This is a genomic window from Arthrobacter sp. ISL-28 (assembly GCF_018613875.1).
Classification (GTDB): Bacteria; Actinomycetota; Actinomycetes; order Actinomycetales; family Micrococcaceae; genus Arthrobacter.
On the sequence record NZ_JAGGPJ010000016.1, the window covers coordinates 80,956 to 98,902 of the forward strand.

Annotated in this window: 19 protein-coding genes and 1 riboswitch; of the genes, 9 read left to right on the forward strand and 10 right to left on the reverse strand. The window is 67.0% G+C overall.

What is annotated here, in order from left to right:
- Window positions 1–263 precede the first annotated feature (263 nt).
- Complete coding sequence (locus J7E80_RS13360; protein WP_215052295.1) at window positions 264–1,721, forward strand: insulinase family protein; 1,458 nt, start codon at window positions 264–266, stop codon at window positions 1,719–1,721.
- Here the strand turns inward: J7E80_RS13360 and J7E80_RS13365 are convergent.
- Complete coding sequence (locus J7E80_RS13365) at window positions 1,718–2,545, reverse strand: alpha/beta hydrolase (RefSeq protein ID WP_215052388.1); 828 nt, start codon at window positions 2,543–2,545, stop codon at window positions 1,718–1,720. The genes J7E80_RS13360 and J7E80_RS13365 overlap by 4 nt on opposite strands.
- 268 nt (window positions 2,546–2,813) lie before the next feature.
- On the opposite strand from J7E80_RS13365, the gene J7E80_RS13370 reads away from it, so the two are divergent.
- From J7E80_RS13370 to J7E80_RS13385, 4 genes are all read left to right on the forward strand, one after another.
- Window positions 2,814–3,920, forward strand: a complete 1,107-nt coding sequence (locus tag J7E80_RS13370) for a GTP pyrophosphokinase family protein (RefSeq protein WP_215052297.1) — start codon at window positions 2,814–2,816, stop codon at window positions 3,918–3,920.
- A 137-nt stretch (window positions 3,921–4,057) separates the two neighbouring features.
- Window positions 4,058–4,259, forward strand: a riboswitch (cyclic di-AMP (ydaO/yuaA leader).
- 3 nt (window positions 4,260–4,262) lie between these two features.
- Complete coding sequence (locus J7E80_RS13375) at window positions 4,263–5,039, forward strand: NlpC/P60 family protein (RefSeq protein WP_215052299.1); 777 nt, start codon at window positions 4,263–4,265, stop codon at window positions 5,037–5,039.
- A 193-nt stretch (window positions 5,040–5,232) separates the two neighbouring features.
- Window positions 5,233–5,844, forward strand: coding sequence for a GNAT family N-acetyltransferase (locus J7E80_RS13380; protein WP_215052301.1), 612 nt, complete (start codon window positions 5,233–5,235; stop codon window positions 5,842–5,844).
- A gap of 137 nt (window positions 5,845–5,981) precedes the next feature.
- Window positions 5,982–6,332, forward strand: coding sequence for a hypothetical protein (locus J7E80_RS13385; RefSeq protein WP_215052303.1), 351 nt, complete (start codon window positions 5,982–5,984; stop codon window positions 6,330–6,332).
- Between the two features lie 59 nt (window positions 6,333–6,391).
- Here the strand turns inward: J7E80_RS13385 and J7E80_RS24310 are convergent, their stop codons facing one another.
- The gene (locus tag J7E80_RS24310) at window positions 6,392–7,093 is read right to left on the reverse strand and encodes a LacI family DNA-binding transcriptional regulator (protein WP_215052304.1); all 702 of its coding nucleotides are present in this window, start codon (window positions 7,091–7,093) and stop codon (window positions 6,392–6,394) included.
- A 153-nt stretch (window positions 7,094–7,246) separates the two neighbouring features.
- On the opposite strand from J7E80_RS24310, the gene J7E80_RS24315 reads away from it, so the two are divergent.
- Window positions 7,247–7,369, forward strand: coding sequence for a hypothetical protein (locus tag J7E80_RS24315; protein ID WP_285291851.1), 123 nt, complete (start codon window positions 7,247–7,249; stop codon window positions 7,367–7,369).
- On the opposite strand, the gene J7E80_RS13395 is transcribed toward J7E80_RS24315, so the two are convergent.
- Complete coding sequence (locus J7E80_RS13395; protein WP_215052306.1) at window positions 7,346–8,083, reverse strand: LysR family transcriptional regulator substrate-binding protein; 738 nt, start codon at window positions 8,081–8,083, stop codon at window positions 7,346–7,348. The genes J7E80_RS24315 and J7E80_RS13395 overlap by 24 nt on opposite strands.
- A gap of 114 nt (window positions 8,084–8,197) precedes the next feature.
- On the opposite strand from J7E80_RS13395, the gene J7E80_RS13400 reads away from it, so the two are divergent.
- Together J7E80_RS13400 and J7E80_RS13405 are read left to right on the forward strand one after the other, a co-directional pair.
- Window positions 8,198–8,602 (forward strand): DUF5997 family protein, encoded by a 405-nt coding sequence (locus tag J7E80_RS13400; protein ID WP_215052308.1) that lies wholly within the window; start codon window positions 8,198–8,200, stop codon window positions 8,600–8,602.
- 96 nt (window positions 8,603–8,698) lie between these two features.
- A complete protein-coding gene (locus tag J7E80_RS13405; RefSeq protein ID WP_215052310.1) occupies window positions 8,699–9,001 on the forward strand; it encodes a DUF4193 domain-containing protein in 303 nt (100 codons plus the stop codon).
- A gap of 64 nt (window positions 9,002–9,065) precedes the next feature.
- Here the strand turns inward: J7E80_RS13405 and J7E80_RS13410 are convergent, their stop codons facing one another.
- The 4 genes from J7E80_RS13410 to J7E80_RS13425 form a co-directional block, all read right to left on the reverse strand.
- Entirely contained in the window at window positions 9,066–9,842 is a 777-nt protein-coding gene (locus tag J7E80_RS13410) for an SDR family NAD(P)-dependent oxidoreductase (RefSeq protein WP_215052313.1), read from the reverse strand.
- Between the two features lie 27 nt (window positions 9,843–9,869).
- Complete coding sequence (locus tag J7E80_RS13415) at window positions 9,870–11,249, reverse strand: MFS transporter (protein WP_215052314.1); 1,380 nt, start codon at window positions 11,247–11,249, stop codon at window positions 9,870–9,872.
- Between the two features lie 122 nt (window positions 11,250–11,371).
- A complete protein-coding gene (locus J7E80_RS13420; protein ID WP_215052316.1) occupies window positions 11,372–12,436 on the reverse strand; it encodes a PHP domain-containing protein in 1,065 nt (354 codons plus the stop codon).
- A gap of 46 nt (window positions 12,437–12,482) precedes the next feature.
- Complete coding sequence (locus J7E80_RS13425; RefSeq protein WP_215052318.1) at window positions 12,483–12,860, reverse strand: VOC family protein; 378 nt, start codon at window positions 12,858–12,860, stop codon at window positions 12,483–12,485.
- Between the two features lie 181 nt (window positions 12,861–13,041).
- Between J7E80_RS13425 and J7E80_RS13430 the strand changes: the two genes are divergently transcribed.
- Complete coding sequence (locus tag J7E80_RS13430; RefSeq protein WP_215052320.1) at window positions 13,042–13,662, forward strand: hypothetical protein; 621 nt, start codon at window positions 13,042–13,044, stop codon at window positions 13,660–13,662.
- A gap of 64 nt (window positions 13,663–13,726) precedes the next feature.
- Here the strand turns inward: J7E80_RS13430 and J7E80_RS13435 are convergent, their stop codons facing one another.
- The 3 genes from J7E80_RS13435 to J7E80_RS13445 are packed head-to-tail and all read right to left on the reverse strand — an operon-like array spanning window position 13,727 to window position 17,846.
- A complete protein-coding gene (locus tag J7E80_RS13435; RefSeq protein WP_215052322.1) occupies window positions 13,727–14,926 on the reverse strand; it encodes a fumarylacetoacetate hydrolase family protein in 1,200 nt (399 codons plus the stop codon).
- 8 nt (window positions 14,927–14,934) lie between these two features.
- Window positions 14,935–16,503 (reverse strand): aldehyde dehydrogenase (NADP(+)), encoded by a 1,569-nt coding sequence (locus tag J7E80_RS13440; protein ID WP_396020775.1) that lies wholly within the window; start codon window positions 16,501–16,503, stop codon window positions 14,935–14,937.
- Window positions 16,500–17,846: an L-fuconate dehydratase gene (locus tag J7E80_RS13445; RefSeq protein WP_215052324.1), complete on the reverse strand. Its 1,347-nt coding sequence runs from the start codon at window positions 17,844–17,846 to the stop codon at window positions 16,500–16,502. The genes J7E80_RS13440 and J7E80_RS13445 overlap by 4 nt, the downstream gene beginning before the upstream one ends.
- Window positions 17,847–17,947: the final 101 nt, after the last annotated feature.

A 17,947-nucleotide genomic window follows, 5' to 3' on the forward strand; every position in this document is an offset into this window, starting at 1 on the left:
AACCCCCGCTACAAGCGTCCCACATGCTGGCGCCACCGCCCGCCCAAAGCGAGGCTGGCGGCGCCGGCAGGCGGGATGCGGCACGGAGCAGTGCGATCAGGCAAGGGACGTTCCTCCGATTAAGGGGGCGCACCCGCAGGTGCGTCGTAGACATAAACAGTAAGTGTACTTACCGACCGTGGGTCGGGGACCGGTGGAGCACATCCTGCAGGACGGTGAGCCGCTGCCTGCCGACTCCCTGCAGCGGACTTACTATCTACCCCATGACATTGCAACGAACGGACATCGATGGAGTTCCCGTGTTCTGGGTGGAGGGGCCGCAACCCCTGACGGCACACCTGATCTTCCGCGTCGGCGTCAGGGACGAGACCTTCATGACAACCGGCCTCACCCACCTGGTGGAACACCTGGCGATGTCATCGATCCCCGATCTGCGCCAAAGCCACAATGCGGGAGTTGGGCTGACCTTCACCTCATTCACGGCAAGCGGCAAGGCCGAGTCCGTGGGATCTTTTCTCAGTGCGGCCTGTTCCGCCCTGACCGCCCCGGATCTCGGCAGGCTGGATGTGGAGAAGAAGGTACTCACAGCGGAGGGTTCCGGCACTGTTCCGCCGGCATCCGCCGAACACCTCCGGCACCGCTTCGGCCTGTCGTCCCTCGGCCTGGCCGATGTGTCACCGCCCGCCCTGGAGTCGCTAGAATCGGCCGAGGTCCTGCAGCACATGCGAAGCCATTTCACGTCTGGAAATGCCGCCCTCGCCCTGAACGGTGCTCCGCCCCGGGGCCTCCGGCTCGAACTGCCCGCGGGACCGGCCCGCCGTCCGGTCACGGCGGAGCCTCTCCGCATACCCTTGCCCATGTGGTTCGAACATAGCGGACCGCGGCTGGGCCTGTCATTCGAAGTTCCTGCCGACACTGAAGCGCGGCGGGAGGCCGCCAGGACCCTGTCACGGATCGCCTGCCGGCGCGCTCTTCGCATCCTGCGGCAGGAGCACGGCTGGATCTACGACATCGACTGCCTTCATTTTTTCGAAGACGACCGCCGGGGAGTGCTGTGTTTCGAGTCAGACCCGACGATGCAGCATGCCGAGGACGTTCGGCTCGGCCTCCTGGAAATCCTCCGGGATCTGCGCCTGAACGGCCCTACCGCCGAGGAGCTGAGCACCGAAGCAGCGGAGGTGCAGGAATACCTGGAAGATCCTATGTCCGCCATTGAGGTGGCCGTGGCAGCGGCCGAGTCGCAGCTGCTCGGCAGGGCGGCGGTAGCACCCGGGGACAAGCTTGCGCTGGCGGAGGGCGTCACTCCGGCGGCGTGCCAGGCAGCCTTGCAACGGTTGGAGGAGACGGTCATCTTCGGGATGCCGGAAGGGACTCGCCCGGGAGATGCCAGCATCAAGTCCGATACCGACCGGGCGGTCGACTGGCTGGGCGGCAAGGAGTTCCGGCGCGGTGTGCGCGGCACTTTCGCCGGCGTCCCCGGCGGAAGCAAGCTCTTTGTCGGCGAGAAGGGCGTGACGCTGGCCACCGACTACACCGCGAGCATCACGTGGGATGACCTGGTAGGCGTGTCCGTGGGACGCGACGGCCTCGTAATCCTCATCGGAAGGGACTCTCAGCAGATTCATGTGCGGGAGACGTGGTTCAGCAACGGCCGGCAAGCCATCGATATCATCCTGGACAAGGCAGGCGGGGGCCGGCGGTTCACGCCCGAAACCCCCTAGATCCCCAGCAGCTCCTGCACGAGCTCACGGCACTTCCGGTAGGACGAGGCCTTCGGGTCGATCAGCGCGAAGTGGTCCCCCGGGACCTTGACCACCTGGACCGGTGCCCCTGCCGCGCGGGCGGCCGCGGCATAGGCCTCCGACTGGCTCATCGGCACGGAGTCATCCTCGAGTCCGTGGACCGCGTAGACCGGCACGTCCAGCGGCACCGCGGTCATGGGGTCCGCGTACTTGTGGCGCTTGGGATACTTCTTGGCGGAGCCGCCCATCAGGTTGCTCACCGCCCCGTTGCTAAGGTCGAGCCACTCGGCCTGGGCGAGGTCGAGCAGCCCGGACTGGCTGACCACCCCGGTAATCCGCACGGCCTCGCCGTTGAGGTTCCTGAGGACCTGGCGGTCGGCGTCCGGGGTGCCGAGTCCTGCCAGCCGGTCCCGGCCTGCAGCCCAGACGGCCAGGTGGCCGCCGGCGGAGTGCCCCAGCGCCACCACCCGGGTCAGATCAAGTCCGTGCTCTCCGGCGACCTCCCGGAGCTTGTCGATCCCGGCCAGCACGTCCTCGAAGGTGTGCGGCCAGCCGCCGCCGTTGCCTGCCCGCCGGTATTCCAGGTTCCACGCCGCCATTCCGTGGGAAGCGAGGTCCTTGGCCAGCGGTTCGCCCAGTTCGGCGCCGTACTGCGAGCGCCAGTAGCCGCCATGGATGACCACTACAACGCCGCGCGGTGCCGGACGCCTGGCATTCCGGGATGAGGACGACGGCGCCTCCGGCAGAAAGAGCTCGCCCCACTGGCTGGGGTGGTCACCGTACTGGTACTTCTGCCGCTTCACTGCATCCTCCTTGGGTCCCGGTGAGCAGGAGGCGACCAGCACCCCCGGCATCACCACTGCCGCGGCGCCCAGCAGTCCGTGGGACAGCAGGGACCGACGGCGCACATCAGCCATATCCCGAGCCTACCGTGACGCCGCTCCCGCCGGGCGGAAGGGACGAGTCCGCCGGGTTTCCGTGCCCTCCCTGCCGTCCCTGGGAGGACGACCGGCAGTAGCCCGCACCGGTGTCACACCGGCGGCTGTCGCAAGCGCTTGATAGTTTGGAACCATGGCAAGCAACTGGGATCGCCTGGACGTCACTCAGCGCGACTCCGTGCAGGAAAACGTGGAACTGTATGAGCGGGTCCGGCCTGCCCTGAAGCTCGTGACCCGGGAAGTCCTGCTGATCCTCCGCACCATGCTCAAGGACACCGAGGTAACACCCCTGTTCGTCACCGGCCGCACCAAGACAGTGGACTCTTTCCGGGAAAAAATCTCCCGGACTGAGGAGCCGCTGGAACCGGACGGCCCCAGGGTGCTGAAATTCCCCGATCCGTTCCGCACGCTCAATGACATGGTGGGCGTCCGCGTCATCACCAAGCTTCCGGCCGAAAACGCCATGGTAGCCAACCTCATCAAGCGCCAGCGCCAGCTTTTCGACTGCCGGGGTGACCGCGAGAAGGACATCGGCTCCATTGAATCCGGGACGTACGGCTACTCCAGCCGCCATCTGATTCTGCGGACCATCCAGAACGAGGTCGTCAAGGACTACCAGAAGGTCTTCAACCCCGAGGCGCAGCCCAACGGCAGCTACTTCTTCGAATGCCAGATCCGCACCGTGTTTGCGCACGCGTGGAGTGAGATCGAACACGACATCCGGTTCAAGGCCGAGGATCCGCGGGCATGGACCCCGCACTTCGACCGTCAGTTCACAGCGACTGCGGCCATGCTCGAAACGGTGGAGAGCGCCTTCGCTGACCTCCACGAACGCTATGAGGAGGTCCGCGGCTACTGGGACATGGACGGTGACGGCGCGGCGCAGCTCACTCCCAACCGCATCCGTGACGTCTGGCGGACGCTCCTGCCGCACGTGGACCGCAAAGTGGACGATGACTGGGGATGGGCCGCCGAACTCATGGCAGCCCACGGCCTGAACCAGACGGTCCAGCTCGCCGGGCTGCTCAGCGCCAACCGGATCACCGAGGTCCGCAAGGCCCTGGACCACCGCTACTCCCCCGGCCCGGACCGGCTGCTGGATGACCTCCTCCTCTGGCAGTACGGCACCAAACACATCGACCTCACGGCAGAGGCGCCCGACGCCGTTCCGCACCCGCGGCGCGACAGCCTCCTGCGGCGGCTGAAACAGATCGAGCGGTACCGCCAGACCAAGCAGTAGGGGGCCGCTTCCGCGCCGGCTCGAACAGCTGCGGTGTGCACCGTTACCGTTACGTGCCCTTCCCGTTACCTTAATGTGACTTTAGCGAGGCCTCCCGTACCGTGGAAAACGTGCCTTCTTCACCGAGGGGGGCGCTCCCGCGCTGAATGCCTAACTCTGCCGCAGCCCGGGATTCGTCCGCAGACCATGTCCGGCAGAGACGGGGAAACCAATTTCGGCCCGCTTGAAGCAGGCCTTGGGGTGAAGCCGCGCAGATCCTGGATCCGTCCGGGGCCGCAGCGGCCGGGTGTCTCCCATCCGAATCCGACAGCTCACCTCGCAGGCATCGGGAGAGGCTCCTTCATGTCGTCACGCATTACCCGTGCCCGCCGCGCAGCGGCCGGCCGTTCAAACCCCTTCGCTTCCGCCTCCCGCGCCGTCACGGCCAATGCCGGAGGACTGGGACGGCAGGCCGCCGTCATCCTCGCAGCATCGGGGCTCGCCTTCACCGGCAGCATGGCGGCCAACGCCGCCACCGCCTCCGCAAAGAAGGAGGCAGCCCCGGCCGCCGCCCCGGAAGCCGCCAGCCAGGTACAGGCTCCGCTGAGTGCGGACGCCAGCGTGCGGATCGACTTCGAGCGTCCCACCGTGAAGTCCTCGCCGGCGCCCGTGGTGGAAGCACCCGTGGTTGAAGAACCGGCCGAAGAGGCCCTGGCTCCTGCCGCCGCACCGGCGCCTGCTGCTGCACCGGCACCCAAGATCACCGTCCAGGCCGCACCGGCACCCGCCAAAGCTCCTGCGCCCGCGGCAGCAGCCGGCAGCGTGAATGCGTCCATGGTTTCCTCCGCTTACGCGCAGCTCGGCATCACCCAGGACTGCACCGCCATGGTGGAAAAAGCCCTGGGCGCCTCGGGCATTCCGGTCGGCGACCTGGCCCCGATGCAGTTCATGGACCATGGCAAGGTCGTCTCAACACCGCAGCCCGGCGACATGGTGGTCCAGTCCGGCCACGTGGGAATCTTCGTGGGCAACGGCAAGGTCCTCAGCGGCGGCATGAACGGCGCCAACGAGACTGTGGTTCACCCGCTGTCCTGGCTGACCGCCACCGGTCCGGTCACCTTCGTGCGCGCCGGAGCCTAACGGCCCGCCGAAAGAGCCGGTGTTCCGCTGCCTTGGGGGCAGCGGGGCGCCGGCTCTTTTTGCATTTGCCGGCCTGCCGTTCAATTCGGAATTCCTGGCCGCGAGGTCATTGACGTCCGGGTGCCGCGCTGGCAACGTCGTGACCATCCGCTGCACGGAGGCGGCCGCATTGGGAGGGGCGGTGTCGCGGCACATGGCAGGTCCGGGGGAAGCCGGGATCCGGGTGGTTCCGGCCAATGAAGCGTCCTGGGAAGACCTTCAGACCGTCATGGGCGCACGCGGCGAGGCCTCCAGATGCCAATGCCAATGGTTCAAGATCCGGGATAAGGACTGGCGCTCAACTCCCGTGGAGGAACTCGCCGAGCGCCTGCGGGAGCAGACCGGCTGCGGAAATCCCGGGAGCACCGCGACGAGCGGCCTGGTTGCCTATTTGGGTGGCGAGCCGGCGGGCTGGTGTGCAGTGGAACCGCGGACGGCCTATGTGCGCCTCTTGGGCATGCGCGTCCCGTGGGCCGGCCGGGATGAAGACAGAACCGATGACGCCGTCTGGGCCGTGACGTGCTTCGTCACCCGCAACGGCTTCCGGCGGCGCGGTGTCAGCCGGACGCTGGCACGGGCGGCGGTGGACTTCGCACGCGAACGCGGCGCCCGTGCCATCGAGGGCTATCCACTGGTGCCCAAGCCGGGACAGGAGTTCACCTGGGGCGAGCTCTACGTCGGCAGCCGCAGCATCTTCGCCGACGCGGGGTTCTCCGAAGTCAGCAGGCCAACACCTCGGCGGGCGGTGATGCGGATCGACTTCTAGGGCCGTCCGGGACCCCGCCAAGTTTGCGCCAGAAATAGTAAGCATGCTTTGCTTGCAAAGTAAGCATAACTCCCGCAAGCAGTTCGCGGCGGGGCTCGCCATGGCGGCAGCTCCGTGAAAAGCCCAAAGGAACGACCATGATTACCCTCGAAGAGCGACCCAATGCTGTAGCGAAGATTCCTCCGGCGGGTGCGGACCCCGCCGGCCTCGACGCCGGTCTGGTCTCCATTGACAGCACAGCTATGGACAGCACAGCTATGGATGCCGGCACGATTCTTGATGCCGGGCTGCTGCGGACCCTCAGCTCCCGCCTGCACTGCCGCAGGCCGATGGAGCTCGTGGATCCGGATGAAGTGTCCCCTCGCCAGCCCCTGCAGGTTGGCGGATATTCCATCAGTACAAGCGGCGGCCGGCAGGCAGCTCAACGGCCCGTCACCTACCGGTGCCAGTGTGGGTTCACGATGGACCAGGCGCGAACAGGCAGCTAATGCCCTCTCCGTCGCATTTTGGCGGCATTATCTGCCTGTTCGCGCTGGCCCGTTCACGCTTAGGTGCGGTCGATCCATGAGAAGGAGCCGACGGCGGAGGGAGACTCGCGGTAAGCGTCCAGGGAAGTGCCGCGCAGCGTCAGCCTCCTTGGTACCGCCACGCGCACGCCGTCCGCGGGCGCATTCCCGACCAGCCGTTCCACGAGCATGTGCACGGCGAGTTCGGGAATGGAGTCCGCGCCCGCGGCGGGTGACGCCGGATCAACAACACCGGGGACCAGCACGTCGAACCCGGCGGGCTGCATGGCAGCCGAAATGACCACCTGCGCGACGCCGCGCCTGGCGAGCTCTGTGATGGTGCTGTCCTCGGAGGCGTGCGGCGGAATGTCTCCCACGATGATTCCGTCCGCGCCGCCCGAAAGCATGAACTGCCGCCATGCCTGCCCCAGCATGATGACAGCCTGGTAACCGTGCTTCGGGAGGATGGCGGCGGCGGCAGTAGCCAGCGCCCGGTCCGGTGCCCACTCAAGATCGCCGATGGCAACGGCCACCATCTCGGTCCGGCCCAGCCGCATTCCGCGGGCTGCCTGGTTCGGCACGTAGCCGAGATCAGCGGCGGCGGCGAGCACCCGAGCGTGCGTGGGCTGGCTGATCCTGGTGGTGCCGGTGTTCCTGCCGGACAACACGTAGGAGACCGTCGTCAGGGAGACCCCGGCCTTGATGGCGACGTCCCGGAGAGTGGGGTTCGATGCGCGCTTCATATCTCAACCGTCGGTATGTGGGTAGAACCACGGCCATCGTGCGCCCCGGGACTTCTGAAAACCTTGGGGCAGAAAGTCACAGGGCGATCCCAACCCACCCGAATTGGTGGTTTGGACCCGTCGCTGTTTCAGGGCCGGAGGTAGAATCCGCCAATGAAAAAGCTGAATTACAGCGTAAACATCAACGCTCCCGTCCGGACCTTTTGGGCCATGATGCTGGACGACGCGAGGCCCGGCGGTAACCCGAACGACCTAGCGCCTGCCCTTTTTACGTGAACCCCGGCCTCGGCCTTTGTCCGGGTTCGGGGCGTAGCGCTGGGCCACCTTGGGTTTCTTGGCGGCCGTGCCCCGGCGGTCCGGCTTGGGTTCCTTCTTCGGCTTCTCCAGCTGGGCGGAGGGTTGCCGGGAGCTCTGGGCGGTGCGCCCGCGGACAATGCCGATGAATTCCTCGATCACCTCATCAGTGGCGTCGCTGGGCCAGGCCAGGGCAATTTCAGTGGTCGGCGCACCGGTGAGCCGGCGTGCCACCGTGTCCTTGACGTTGAAATGCCGGGCCACGGACATGGGAAGAATCAGCAGGCCCGCGCCTGAGGCCACCACCTGCAGTGCCATTTCAGGCCCGCCGAGCCCGTCGGCGTCGAGGAAGGTTTCCGCGGCGAGATCCTCGAGTGCGACTTCCTCGAACACCGAGATCTCGTGGCCCTTGGGTGCCACGACCACAGGCTGTTCCTCATACAGGGGAATAACGTTCAGGCCCTCGCGCTCCACGGGCAGGCGGACGAAACTGAGGTCCGCGGAACCGTCGCGCAGGACGGAAAGCTGTGTGCCGCCGTCGGACATGAACGAGTGCAGCGGAACATGCGGCATCCGCTCTTCCCAGCGCCGGATCCACTTCCCCGGGGTGACGCCCGGGACGTACGCGAAACGAAGCTCCCGCTGCTCGGGTTCGGGCGGAGCAGGGACTAACGGGGTTTCATCTTCAGCGGGCACACGTTCACAGTACCGCCAGAGCCGCTGCGCCGGTCTGCCGCTGCCGCCCTTTTGGCCCAATGGTGCCGGCCACCATTGGTGCACGTCGGGCTGGCAGCCGGATACCCTTGAACCATGACCTCTGCTAACTCCCAGTCCATGAAGCCGGCCACCGTTGCCAAGAAACTTGGCATCTACCTGCCCGCGACACCGCAGGAGTTCCAGGATTCGACCATCACCCGCGCGGAGTTCGCCGAACTCCAGGCCAACCCGCCGGAGTGGCTGGCCGAACTGCGCCGCAACGGTCCGCACCCCCGCCCGGTGGTGGCGCAGAAGCTGAACGTCTCCATCAGCGGCCTGGCCCGCGGCGGCGTCGAAGAAGCGCTGACGACGGCGGAAATCACCGCGCTGCTGCAGGCTCCCCCGGCGTGGCTCGTCGCCGAACGCGCCACCCACGCCGCCGTCCGGGCCGAGGCGCAGCGCGTCAAGGAAGAGGCGGCGAAGAAGGACGCGAAGAAGGCCCGCGCAAAGGCGGAGTAGCCCTCTTCGCCGTCCCGGGAATACTTTGCCGGCGGGTAGAGTTGACCCCTGCGATTGAGTGCCATCCCGGCGCTCATGCGAAGGAGTGAAACCACCATGGCAACCGACTACGACGCACCCCGCGTCAGCCAGGACGAACAGCCGGGAACCGAATCGATCGAAGCGATGCAGTCCCAGCGCGGCGGATCCCAGACTGCCCTGCTGGACGTCGAGGAAGCCGACACCGCAGAGGGCATCGACCTTCCCGGCGCCGACCTCTCCCACGAAGAGCTGCTCATCCAGGTCATCCCGGTGCAGGACGACGAGTTCACCTGTATGTCCTGCTTCCTTGTCCACCACCGCAGCCAGCTCGCACGGGAAAAGGACGGCAACAAGTACTGCTCGGAGTGTGAGGGCTAGCAGCCTCCCCGGCTTGCCCGGTCAGGAATGCCCGGTCCAGAACGCCCAGTCGGGCAAGGGCCGGTCATGAAATCTGCAGACCTCCGTTGATGTCGTACGTCGCTGCCGTGATGTAGCCGGCGTCCTCGCCCATCAGGAACACCATCAGCGCGGCGATGTCCCGCGCCGTGCCCACCCGGCCCACCAGGATGTCGGCAGCCATGGCGGCCTTGCGTTCATCGGTCAGCGTTCCGCCCATGATGTCCGTGTCCACGGGACCGGGAGCCACACAGTTGACGGTGATGCCGTATTGGCCCATTTCCCGGGCCAACGCCCGGGTAAAGCCGATGATGGCGGCCTTCGAGGCGCTGTACGCGACCTTCGAGTAGGTGCCGCCTCCTCGCTGCGCGGAGATGGACGAGACACTGACAATTCTGCCGAGCTTCCGCTCGATCATTCCCCGGAGCACACGCTGGGTCACCAGGAACGTTCCGGTCATGTTGATCTTGAAAACCCGCTCCCAGCCTTCGACTGTCTCATCCATGAACTCGGTGGGCGAACTGATGCCGGCGAGGTTGGCGAGGCCGATAATCGGCGGCATGGTGGATTCAATCTCGTCGATGGCGGCGTTCACGGTCGCCTGGTCTGAGACGTCCGCGCCCACACCCGTGGCCGGGACGCCGTAGACGGCGGCAATCTCCTCCCCTGCCTTCCGGGCAGCGTCGCCGTCGATATCCAGAATCGCGACCGCCCAGCCGGCGCTGGCGAGCATTTCCGCCGTCGCCCGTCCGATGCCGCGCGGAGACGCGGCGCCGGTCAGCACCGCGGTCCGCTCGGCCGGAAACGTTTCGTGGTGCGCCATGTCCGCTGCCTCTCGTCGCCTGCTTGGTCAGCCCTTGATGTCGAACTCGTCAGCGGCAACGGCTTCCTCGCCAACAGTTGCCGGCGTCCCCGGCTTCACATGGCCCTCGGGCCGCTTGTGTGCATAGAGATAGGTCGCCACCGCCGTGATGCCGAGGCACGCGGCCAGGAACACGAGGCCGGAGCGGTTGTCGCCCGTGGCGTCATTGAACAGCCCCACGGCGTAAGGAGCCACGAAACCGCCCAGGTTGCCGAGCGAATTCACCATGGCCAACCCGGCTGCCGCAGCCGCACCCACCAGTGCCGTCGACGGCATCGCGAGGAACGGGGCAATGGCGGAGTAAATGCCCATGGCCGCCAGCGTCAGCGCAACCAGCGCGAGAACCGCGTTGACCTGCACGAGGAAACCGGCAGCCAGCAGGCCAATGGCCGCCATGATCATGCTGATGCTGGCATGCATGACCCGGTTGCCGGTACGGTCGGAGCGCCTGCCCCAGAAGTATACGAAGACGGCCGCGATGGTGTACGGGATGGCAACGATGAAGCCCACTTCCGTGGTGCTGAACTTGCCCAGGGCGGCAACGATCGTCGGCATCCAGAGGCCGAGACCGTAGATACCGCAGACCAGGCCGAAGTACAGCGCCGAGTAGGCAACAGTCCGGGGGTCCTTCAGGCCGGCGAGGAAGTGGTGCGGCTGGCCCTTCTGCTTGTGGGCAAGCTCATCATCCATGGTCTTGGTCAGCCATTCGCGCTCATCGTCTTTCAGCCAATGTGCATGGCTTGGGCGGTCCGTCATGAGGATCGGGGTGAGCAGGCCAAGGAGGACGGCCGGGATGCCTTCGATGATGTAGAGCCACTGCCAGCCGTGCAGGCCCATGATGCCCTCCATCTGGAGCAGCAGGCCCGAGACGGGGGCACCGAGGGCGTTGGAGATCGGCTGGGCGAGGATGAAGATGCCCAGCACGGTGACGCGCTGCGCCGCCGGGAACCACAGGGTCAGGTAGAAGAGGATGGCCGGGAAGAAGCCTGCCTCGGCCGCACCCAGCAGGAACCGGACAATGTAGAAGGTCACTTCGCCGTTCACCAGGGCCATCGCCGTGGCGAAGATGCCCCACGAGATCAGGATGCGGGCAATCCACTTCCGGGCGCCGAATTTGTACATGCCTCCGTTGCTCGGGATTTCCAGCAGGGCGTAGCCCAGGAAGAAGATGCCTGCGCCGAGGCCGTACGCCGAAGCGCTGAGGCCGATGTCCTCGCTCATGGTCAGCTTGGCGAAACCCACGTTGTTCCGGTCGAGATAGGCGATGAAGTAGAGCAGGACGACAAGCGGCATCAGGCGTCCGCGCACCCGGCGCAGTGTTCGCTGGCCCAGCTCGTCGAGATGATTGGCAGGATTCATGGCAGTCATGTGCACCTCGCTCTGGGAAGGGCCCGCCGGGGTTCCTCAGCGGAACAATTTAAGGTTTACCACTCGGCAACCAAATAGTCACCCTACTTAGTAGTTGGAGGTGCGGGAGGGCGCCCCGGGCGTTAATTCCCGGCTTTCAGCCATTCCAACAGCCGGTCCAGGGGCCACGTGGTGATGATCCTGTCTGCCGGCACCCCGTTCCGTTCGGCCCGCTCGGCGCCGTACTGCAGGAAGTCCAGCTGGCCGGGCGCATGCGCGTCGCTGTCGATGCTGAACAGGCACCCTGCATCCAGCGCCAGCTGCATCAGGTTGTCGGGAGGATCCTGCCGCTCCGGCCGGGAATTGATTTCGACGGCGACGCCGGCGTCCGCGCACGCCGCAAACACCCGCTCGGCATCGAATTCCGACTCCGGGCGGGTTCCGCGCGAGCCCTGCAGCAGCCGCCCCGTGCAGTGTCCCAGCACATTGGTGTGCGGGTCGCGGATGCCGCCGAGCATCCTCTCCGTCATGGTGCGGCGGTCAGAGCGGAGCTTGGAGTGCACGCTGGCAACCACCACATCGAGCCGGTCCAGCATTTCCGGAGACTGATCCAGCTCCCCGTTTTCCAGGATGTCCACCTCGATGCCGGCCAGCAGCCTGAACTCCCCTGACTTCTGATCGCCGGAGTCCTGATTGCCGGAGGCCCCGGTGGCCCGGATCCCGTTCACGGCGGCCACGGCCTCCAGCTGTTGGCCGAGGCGCTCGGCGCTCAGCCCGTTCGCGATCGTGAGGTTCGGGGAGTGGTCCGTCAGGGCAAGGTACTCGCGGCCCAGGACCCGGGCGGCGTCAGCCATGAGGTCAATGGACGATCCGCCGTCGGACCAGTTGCTGTGGCTGTGCAGGTCGCCCCGGAGCAGGGGCCGCAGGCCGTTGCCGCCGGCGGCGAGGGGTTCGGCACCCTTCTGCCTCAGCTTTTCCAGGTAGTCGGGCACGGCTCCGTCCACTGCCTGCAGGATGACCTGGAATGTCGTGTCGCCGATGCCCTTGGTCCGCTTCAGCCTGCCGTCGCGGGCACGCTCCGCCACCTCGTCAGGGGCGAGGTCCGCTATGATGCCAGCGGCTTTGCGGAATGCCTGGACCTTGAACGTTGCCGCAGCGCTGCGCTCGAGCCAGAACGCGATCTCGTTCAGGGCGTCGACGGCGTCCATTCAGCTCCCTCCCCGGTTGGGCCCACAGTCATACAGCGAACAGCGTTCAGTCCTGGTGCAGCTGGACGAAGTTGCCGCAGCCGTCGTCGAAGACGGCGGAGATCCCGGACGGATCCTCCGACGGCTCACCCTGGAAGCGGACGCCCGCGCCGGTCAGCCGGTCATACTCGGCCTTCACATCGGGGACACCGAAGACGATCGCCGGGAACCCGGCGTCGTGAAGTCCGTTCATGTAGGCGGCCGCGATGGGATTGTCGCTCGGCTCCAGCAGCAGTCCCACAGTGCCGGCCGCACCGGGGTCCTTCACGATGAAGAGATTGTGCTCGGGCATGGCCATGAGCGTCTCGAAGCCGAGGGTCCCAGTGTAGAAGGAGTGGGCGGCTGCCGGGTCCTGGACATGGATACTGCACATTTTGAGTCGCATGCCGCCAAGGCTACGCCGAGCGCCGTCCGGTGCAAACCGTTTCCGCCGGCCGGTCCCGCACCTGGGGCGCGCTTCCTGATCCGCGGGCACCGCGGCCGGGGGCCCATTGACCGGCGGCTCGTCAGGGGATGCAATTTAAGTGGAGCCCGGATTACCGGGCCTGTTGTCTGGAGGTGGTGGAGTGCCCGCCGTAACCGACGCCGTCCCGCTTTGGGCGCTGCAGCTTGTCCTTTGGGGTGCCGTGCTTGCCGCCGCGGTTGCGTGCACCGTCTTGGTCGTCCGGCATCATGCCGGGACGTCCGACGGCGACAGTTCGGATCCGCTGTTCTGGGACCTGTTCTTCGGTGCAGCCGTGATTTTCCCGGCGCTCGTGATCCCGGCTGTGACCTCACCGCTCGCCGGACTGGTCTTGACGGCCGTGGCCGGCGCCAGCGGCGTCGCTGCGTACCGGAACAGCCCCCAGGTGCTGGGCTGGTTCACCTCACGTCGCCGGCAGCGCGATGAACTGCCGGCCCGGCAGGCCGCCGTCGTGCTTCATGATGCGGTGCTGAAGCGCTGGCAGCGCTATGAACTGGACCCCGCACTGGCCATCGATTTCCCGGCCATGGGGGACGTGGCCCGCCCGGAAACCGCCGCGTTTATCAGGGCCATGCGGGAGGCGGAGCTGCTGAGGACCCTCGGCGACCCCGGCTACCCGCCCGCCGTGGCGCGGCTGGAGTCCGCACTGCACCATGCCGAACTAGCTGCCGGGGCCAAACCGTCAGCACCGATCCCTGGGCCCAGCGCGAGGGTCAAGGGCTGAGAACCTGTACCGGAGCCGGGGAGGTCCGTTTACGCCCTCCCCGGCTCCGGAAAACCGATCCCGGCTAGCGCAGCGCGGCTCCCGCGTGCTCACGGCGCTGTGCCTCGAGGTAGCCAAAGAGCTGCCGCAGGCCGAACGTCCACTCCGGCAGTTCCTCCGAGGCGCCCACCCGGTTGATGAGGGCGCCGAGGTGGCGGCTGCGGATGGTGACCACGTCGCCGTGCTTGTGCGTGAACCCCTGCCCGGGTTCGTCCCGGTCCTGGGTCGGCGCGAACAGGGTCCCGGTGAACAGGGCGAAGCCGTCCGGGTACTGGTGGTGCCGGCCGTGGGTGGCGGCCACCAGTTCCTCGAAAGGCCGGCTGATCCGCGCCACCGTATTGCGCCCTTCCAGCTGGTAGCCGTCAGGTCCCTCGACGCGGAGCAGGATCTCCTCCTCGCGGAGGGTATCCAAGGTGAATTCACCGTCGAACAGCCGGATCAGCGGACCCAGGGCGCTGGAGGCGTTGTTGTCCTTCGCCTTGCCGAGCAGCAGGGCGCTGCGGCCTTCCACGTCCCGGAGGTTGACGTCGTTGCCGAGCGTGGCGCCCACAACCTTGCCCTGAGACGTGACGACGAGGACCAACTCCGGTTCCGGATTGTTCCACGAGGAGAAGGACGGGATGCCGACGCCGGCGCCGAGCCCCACCGAGGACAGCACCGGAGCCTTGGTGAAGACCTCGGGATCAGGCCCGATACCCACCTCCAGGTACTGCGACCACAGGCCCTCGTCCATCAGCACGCGTTTGGCCTCTGCGGCCTCAGGGGATCCGGGGCGAACCGCGCCGATGGTCCCGCCAAGGGCCCGGGCAACCAGCCTCCGCATTTCGGCCGCCCGCCCGGCGTTGCCGGCACAGCGCTCCTCAATCACACGCTCGATCATGCTGTCGGCAAACGTCACGCCGCAGGCCTTGATGACCTGAAGGTCAACCGGTGCCAGCAGGTGCGGGCGGTCGGCGTCACCTGTCAGGGAGGCGCTCACGACGTCGGCGGCCGCCCACCGCGGTTCGGCCATTTCCGGATCCTGGAGCGCGGTGCGGACGGCGCCGGCCGGGTCCGGCAGCTCGAGCAGTTCCGAGACCGTGCGAGCCAGACGATGCAGGTCGAACACTGCGTCTCCGCTGACCGCAATGACGCGAGGACCGCCCGTTTCGACGTCCCAAAGACGGCCGATGAGCAGTGCCCGCTCCGCGTCCTCCGGCAGAACCGACGCAGCTGAGTCGCTCATGAGGGCCGTCATAGCTGACCCTCTTGGCCGGCGGTGACCTCGCTGATGCCTTTCCGGTTGCCGTCCGCCGTCGGACGGTGCCAGACGCCGTCGACCCTTTGCGGGACGCCCCAGGGGTTGCCGTCCTGCAGGGGTTCAGGAAGCCGCGAGGCGGGGAACGACTGGTAGGCGACGGGCCGCAGGAAGCGGCGGATGGCGGCAGTTCCCACGGAAGTGGTGGCCGATGTCGTGGCCGGGTACGGGCCGCCGTGGTGCTGCGCATAGCTGACGGTGACGCCGGTGGGCCAGCCGTTCCACAGGAGACGGCCGCTGATGTCGGCCAACCGTGCTGCGAGCCCGGCCACATCGTCGTCCTCCTCGGCCTGCAGCGTGGTGGTCAGCTGCCCCTCCAACAGTTCAGCCAGTCGGGCGAGTTCCGACTCGTCGCCGTATTCGACCACGAGGCTTGCCGGGCCGAACATTTCCTGGCGCAGGATGTCGGGATCCTTGCGCACCGCATCGGCGGTGCTGTGCAGGACCGTCGGGGCGGGTGACGCGGCGAAGTCGCCCTCCAAGAGCACGTCCACGCCCTCCGTCTCCTGGAGTCGCCGGACCGCGTCGGCGTAGCCGCCGTGCAGCCGCTCGCTCAGCAGCGGCGCAGGCGTGAAATCCGCGAGCGCGTTCGCGAGTTCAGCACCGGTCTCCGCCGTCTCCCCGGCGGGGACGAACAGGAGTCCCGGCTTGGTGCAGAACTGGCCCATCCCCAGGGTGAAGGAGCCGGCGTAGCCGGTGAGGATTTCCTTGCGGCGCGCCGACCACGCCTTCCGGGTGACGAAAACGGCGTTGATGCCGCCCAGCTCCCCGAAGAAGGGGATTGGTTCGGGCCGCGCGGCGACCCGGTCGAGCAGCGCCCGGCCGCCCGCCGTCGAGCCCGTGAAACCGATGGCCTTGACGAGTGGATGCTCCACGAGCGCCTCGCCGGCCTGGCGTCCGGTCACGAGCGCGAACAGGCCCGACGGCGCCCCGGCTGCGTTCAGCGCGGCGGTCACCGTTTCCGCCGTTCGGGCGGCGAGTTCGCGGTGCGCGTCGTGCGCCTTGTGCACGACGGCGCAGCCGGCCGCCAGCGCGGAGGCACTGTCGCCGCCCATCACGCTGAACGCGAAGGGGAAGTTGGAGGCGCCGAAGACGCCCACCACGCCGAGCGGCACGTTGTAGCGCCGGAGGTCCGGCCGGGGACCCATCCCCCAGGCCGGATCCGTGTGGTCGATCGTGGCGTCATAGTGTTCACCCCGGCGGATTTCCGCCGCGAAGAGCAGGAGTTGGAAGATCGTGCGCTTCAGCTCACCCTCGAGGCGCGGTGTGCCCAGGTGGGTCTCGCGGGCGGCGATCTCCACGAGCGCCGCGGCGTCCCATTCCAGCCCTGCGGCGATGGCCTCGAGCCAGTCGGCGCGCTTGGCGGGAGCCGCTGTCCGGCCTTCTTCAAAGGCGGCCTGCGCCATTTCAAGGGTTGCCTTGAGCTGTTCGACGCCGGTGGCCTCCCCCATCATGGCCCGTCCGACGCCGGCCTCCCGGACGGTTGTTTCTGCCGCGGCGGTCATCGGCCGGCTCCAGCGGAGGTCAGGGATCCACCGGTGACGGCAGCGCGGTTGCCCACTTCCTGCCAGCCTGCGCCTGCGGGGAATTCCCAGCGGGCGCGTGAAGCGCTGAACATTTCGGCGCCCGTGCCCGGGAGCTTCGGTGCAGCGTAGCGGCCGTTGACGATCCGCACAGGTTCGGCGAAGTGCTCGTGGAGATGGTCGACGTACTCGATCATGCGGCCTTCCTGGCTCCCGCTGACGGCGGCGTAGTCGAAGAAGGAGAAGTGTTGGACCAGTTCGCAGAGCCCTACGCCCCCGGCATGCGGGCAGACGGGGACGCCGAACTTGGCCGCGAGCAGGAGGTTCGCGATGTTTTCGTTGACGCCCCCCACGCGGGTGGAGTCGAGCTGGAGGACGTCGATGGCGCCGGCCTGGAGGAGTTGCTTGAACACGATGCGGCTGGCCACTGCCTCGCCGGTCGCGACGCGCACGGGGGAAACTCCCTTGCGGATGCCGGCGTGGCCCAGGATGTCGTCGGTGCTCGTGGGCTCTTCGATCCAGTACGGGTTGAATTCCGCAAGCTGGTTGACCCATTCGATGGCCTCGGAAACCTCCCAGCGCTGGTTGGCGTCGATGGCGATGGGGAGATTGCCCACTGCTTCGCGGGCCAGGGCCATGCGGCGGCGGTCATCGTTGATGTCGCCGCCCACTTTGAGCTTGATCATCGAGAAGCCGTCAGCAGCTGCTTCCCGGCTCAGCCGCACGAGCTTCTCGTCGCTGTAGCCCAGCCAGCCGGGCGAGGTGGTGTAGGCTGGGAACCCGTCGGCCTTGAGTGCGGCGATGCGGCCTGCCTTGCCGTCCTGGCCCGCGCGCAGGATGTCCAGTGCCTCCTGCGGGCTAAGTGCGTCGCGGATGTGGGTGAAGTCCACCACGGCCACGACCTCCTCGGGGGTCATTTCGCTCAGCAGGAGCCAGAGCGGCTTGTTCTCGCGGCGGGCCCGGATGTCCCAGAGGGCGCTGACCAGGGCGCCGCACGCCATCTGCGTCACGCCCTTCTCCGGTCCGAGCCAGCGCAGCTGGGAGTCGTGGATGAGGCGCTTGGATGCGCCGCCAAGGTCATAGATCAGTTCGTCGATGTCCCTGCCGATCAACAGACTGGCGTAGGCGTCGATCGCGGCGGTCAGGATCTCGTTGCCGCGGCCGCAGCTGAACACGAAGCCGTGGCCTTCGTCGCCCGCGTCCGTGCGGATGACGACATAGGCGGCGGAGTAGTCGGGGTCAACGTTGACCGCGTCGGAACCGTCGAGTTCCAGGGACGTGGGGAAACGGACGTCCTGCGTCTTGATGGAGGTGATGGAAGGCATGGATTTCTTCTCTCGGGGCAGTTCTGGAGGGTGGTCATGATTTCCTATATGAATTTGGATAATCATATAGGCCAAGTGACCCAGGTCAAGTCGCGGCACCT

What these genes read in the sequence shown, in the direction of transcription:
- J7E80_RS13410 (WP_215052313.1), bottom strand. Translation starts at nt 9,842, where the DNA reads ATGGCGCACCACGAAACGTTTCCGGCCGAGCGGACCGCGGTGCTGACC.
- J7E80_RS13380 (WP_215052301.1), top strand. Translation starts at nt 5,233, where the DNA reads ATGGCAGGTCCGGGGGAAGCCGGGATCCGGGTGGTTCCGGCCAATGAA.
- J7E80_RS13400 (WP_215052308.1), top strand. Translation starts at nt 8,198, where the DNA reads ATGACCTCTGCTAACTCCCAGTCCATGAAGCCGGCCACCGTTGCCAAG.
- J7E80_RS13370 (WP_215052297.1), top strand. Translation starts at nt 2,814, where the DNA reads ATGGCAAGCAACTGGGATCGCCTGGACGTCACTCAGCGCGACTCCGTG.
- J7E80_RS13435 (WP_215052322.1), bottom strand. Translation starts at nt 14,926, where the DNA reads ATGAGCGACTCAGCTGCGTCGGTTCTGCCGGAGGACGCGGAGCGGGCA.
- J7E80_RS13420 (WP_215052316.1), bottom strand. Translation starts at nt 12,436, where the DNA reads ATGGACGCCGTCGACGCCCTGAACGAGATCGCGTTCTGGCTCGAGCGC.
- J7E80_RS13425 (WP_215052318.1), bottom strand. Translation starts at nt 12,860, where the DNA reads ATGCGACTCAAAATGTGCAGTATCCATGTCCAGGACCCGGCAGCCGCC.
- J7E80_RS13405 (WP_215052310.1), top strand. Translation starts at nt 8,699, where the DNA reads ATGGCAACCGACTACGACGCACCCCGCGTCAGCCAGGACGAACAGCCG.
- J7E80_RS24310 (WP_215052304.1), bottom strand. Translation starts at nt 7,093, where the DNA reads ATGAAGCGCGCATCGAACCCCACTCTCCGGGACGTCGCCATCAAGGCC.
- J7E80_RS13415 (WP_215052314.1), bottom strand. Translation starts at nt 11,249, where the DNA reads ATGACTGCCATGAATCCTGCCAATCATCTCGACGAGCTGGGCCAGCGA.
- J7E80_RS13440 (WP_396020775.1), bottom strand. Translation starts at nt 16,503, where the DNA reads ATGACCGCCGCGGCAGAAACAACCGTCCGGGAGGCCGGCGTCGGACGG.
- J7E80_RS13375 (WP_215052299.1), top strand. Translation starts at nt 4,263, where the DNA reads ATGTCGTCACGCATTACCCGTGCCCGCCGCGCAGCGGCCGGCCGTTCA.
- J7E80_RS24315 (WP_285291851.1), top strand. Translation starts at nt 7,247, where the DNA reads ATGAAAAAGCTGAATTACAGCGTAAACATCAACGCTCCCGTCCGGACC.
- J7E80_RS13385 (WP_215052303.1), top strand. Translation starts at nt 5,982, where the DNA reads ATGATTACCCTCGAAGAGCGACCCAATGCTGTAGCGAAGATTCCTCCG.
- J7E80_RS13360 (WP_215052295.1), top strand. Translation starts at nt 264, where the DNA reads ATGACATTGCAACGAACGGACATCGATGGAGTTCCCGTGTTCTGGGTG.
- J7E80_RS13445 (WP_215052324.1), bottom strand. Translation starts at nt 17,846, where the DNA reads ATGCCTTCCATCACCTCCATCAAGACGCAGGACGTCCGTTTCCCCACG.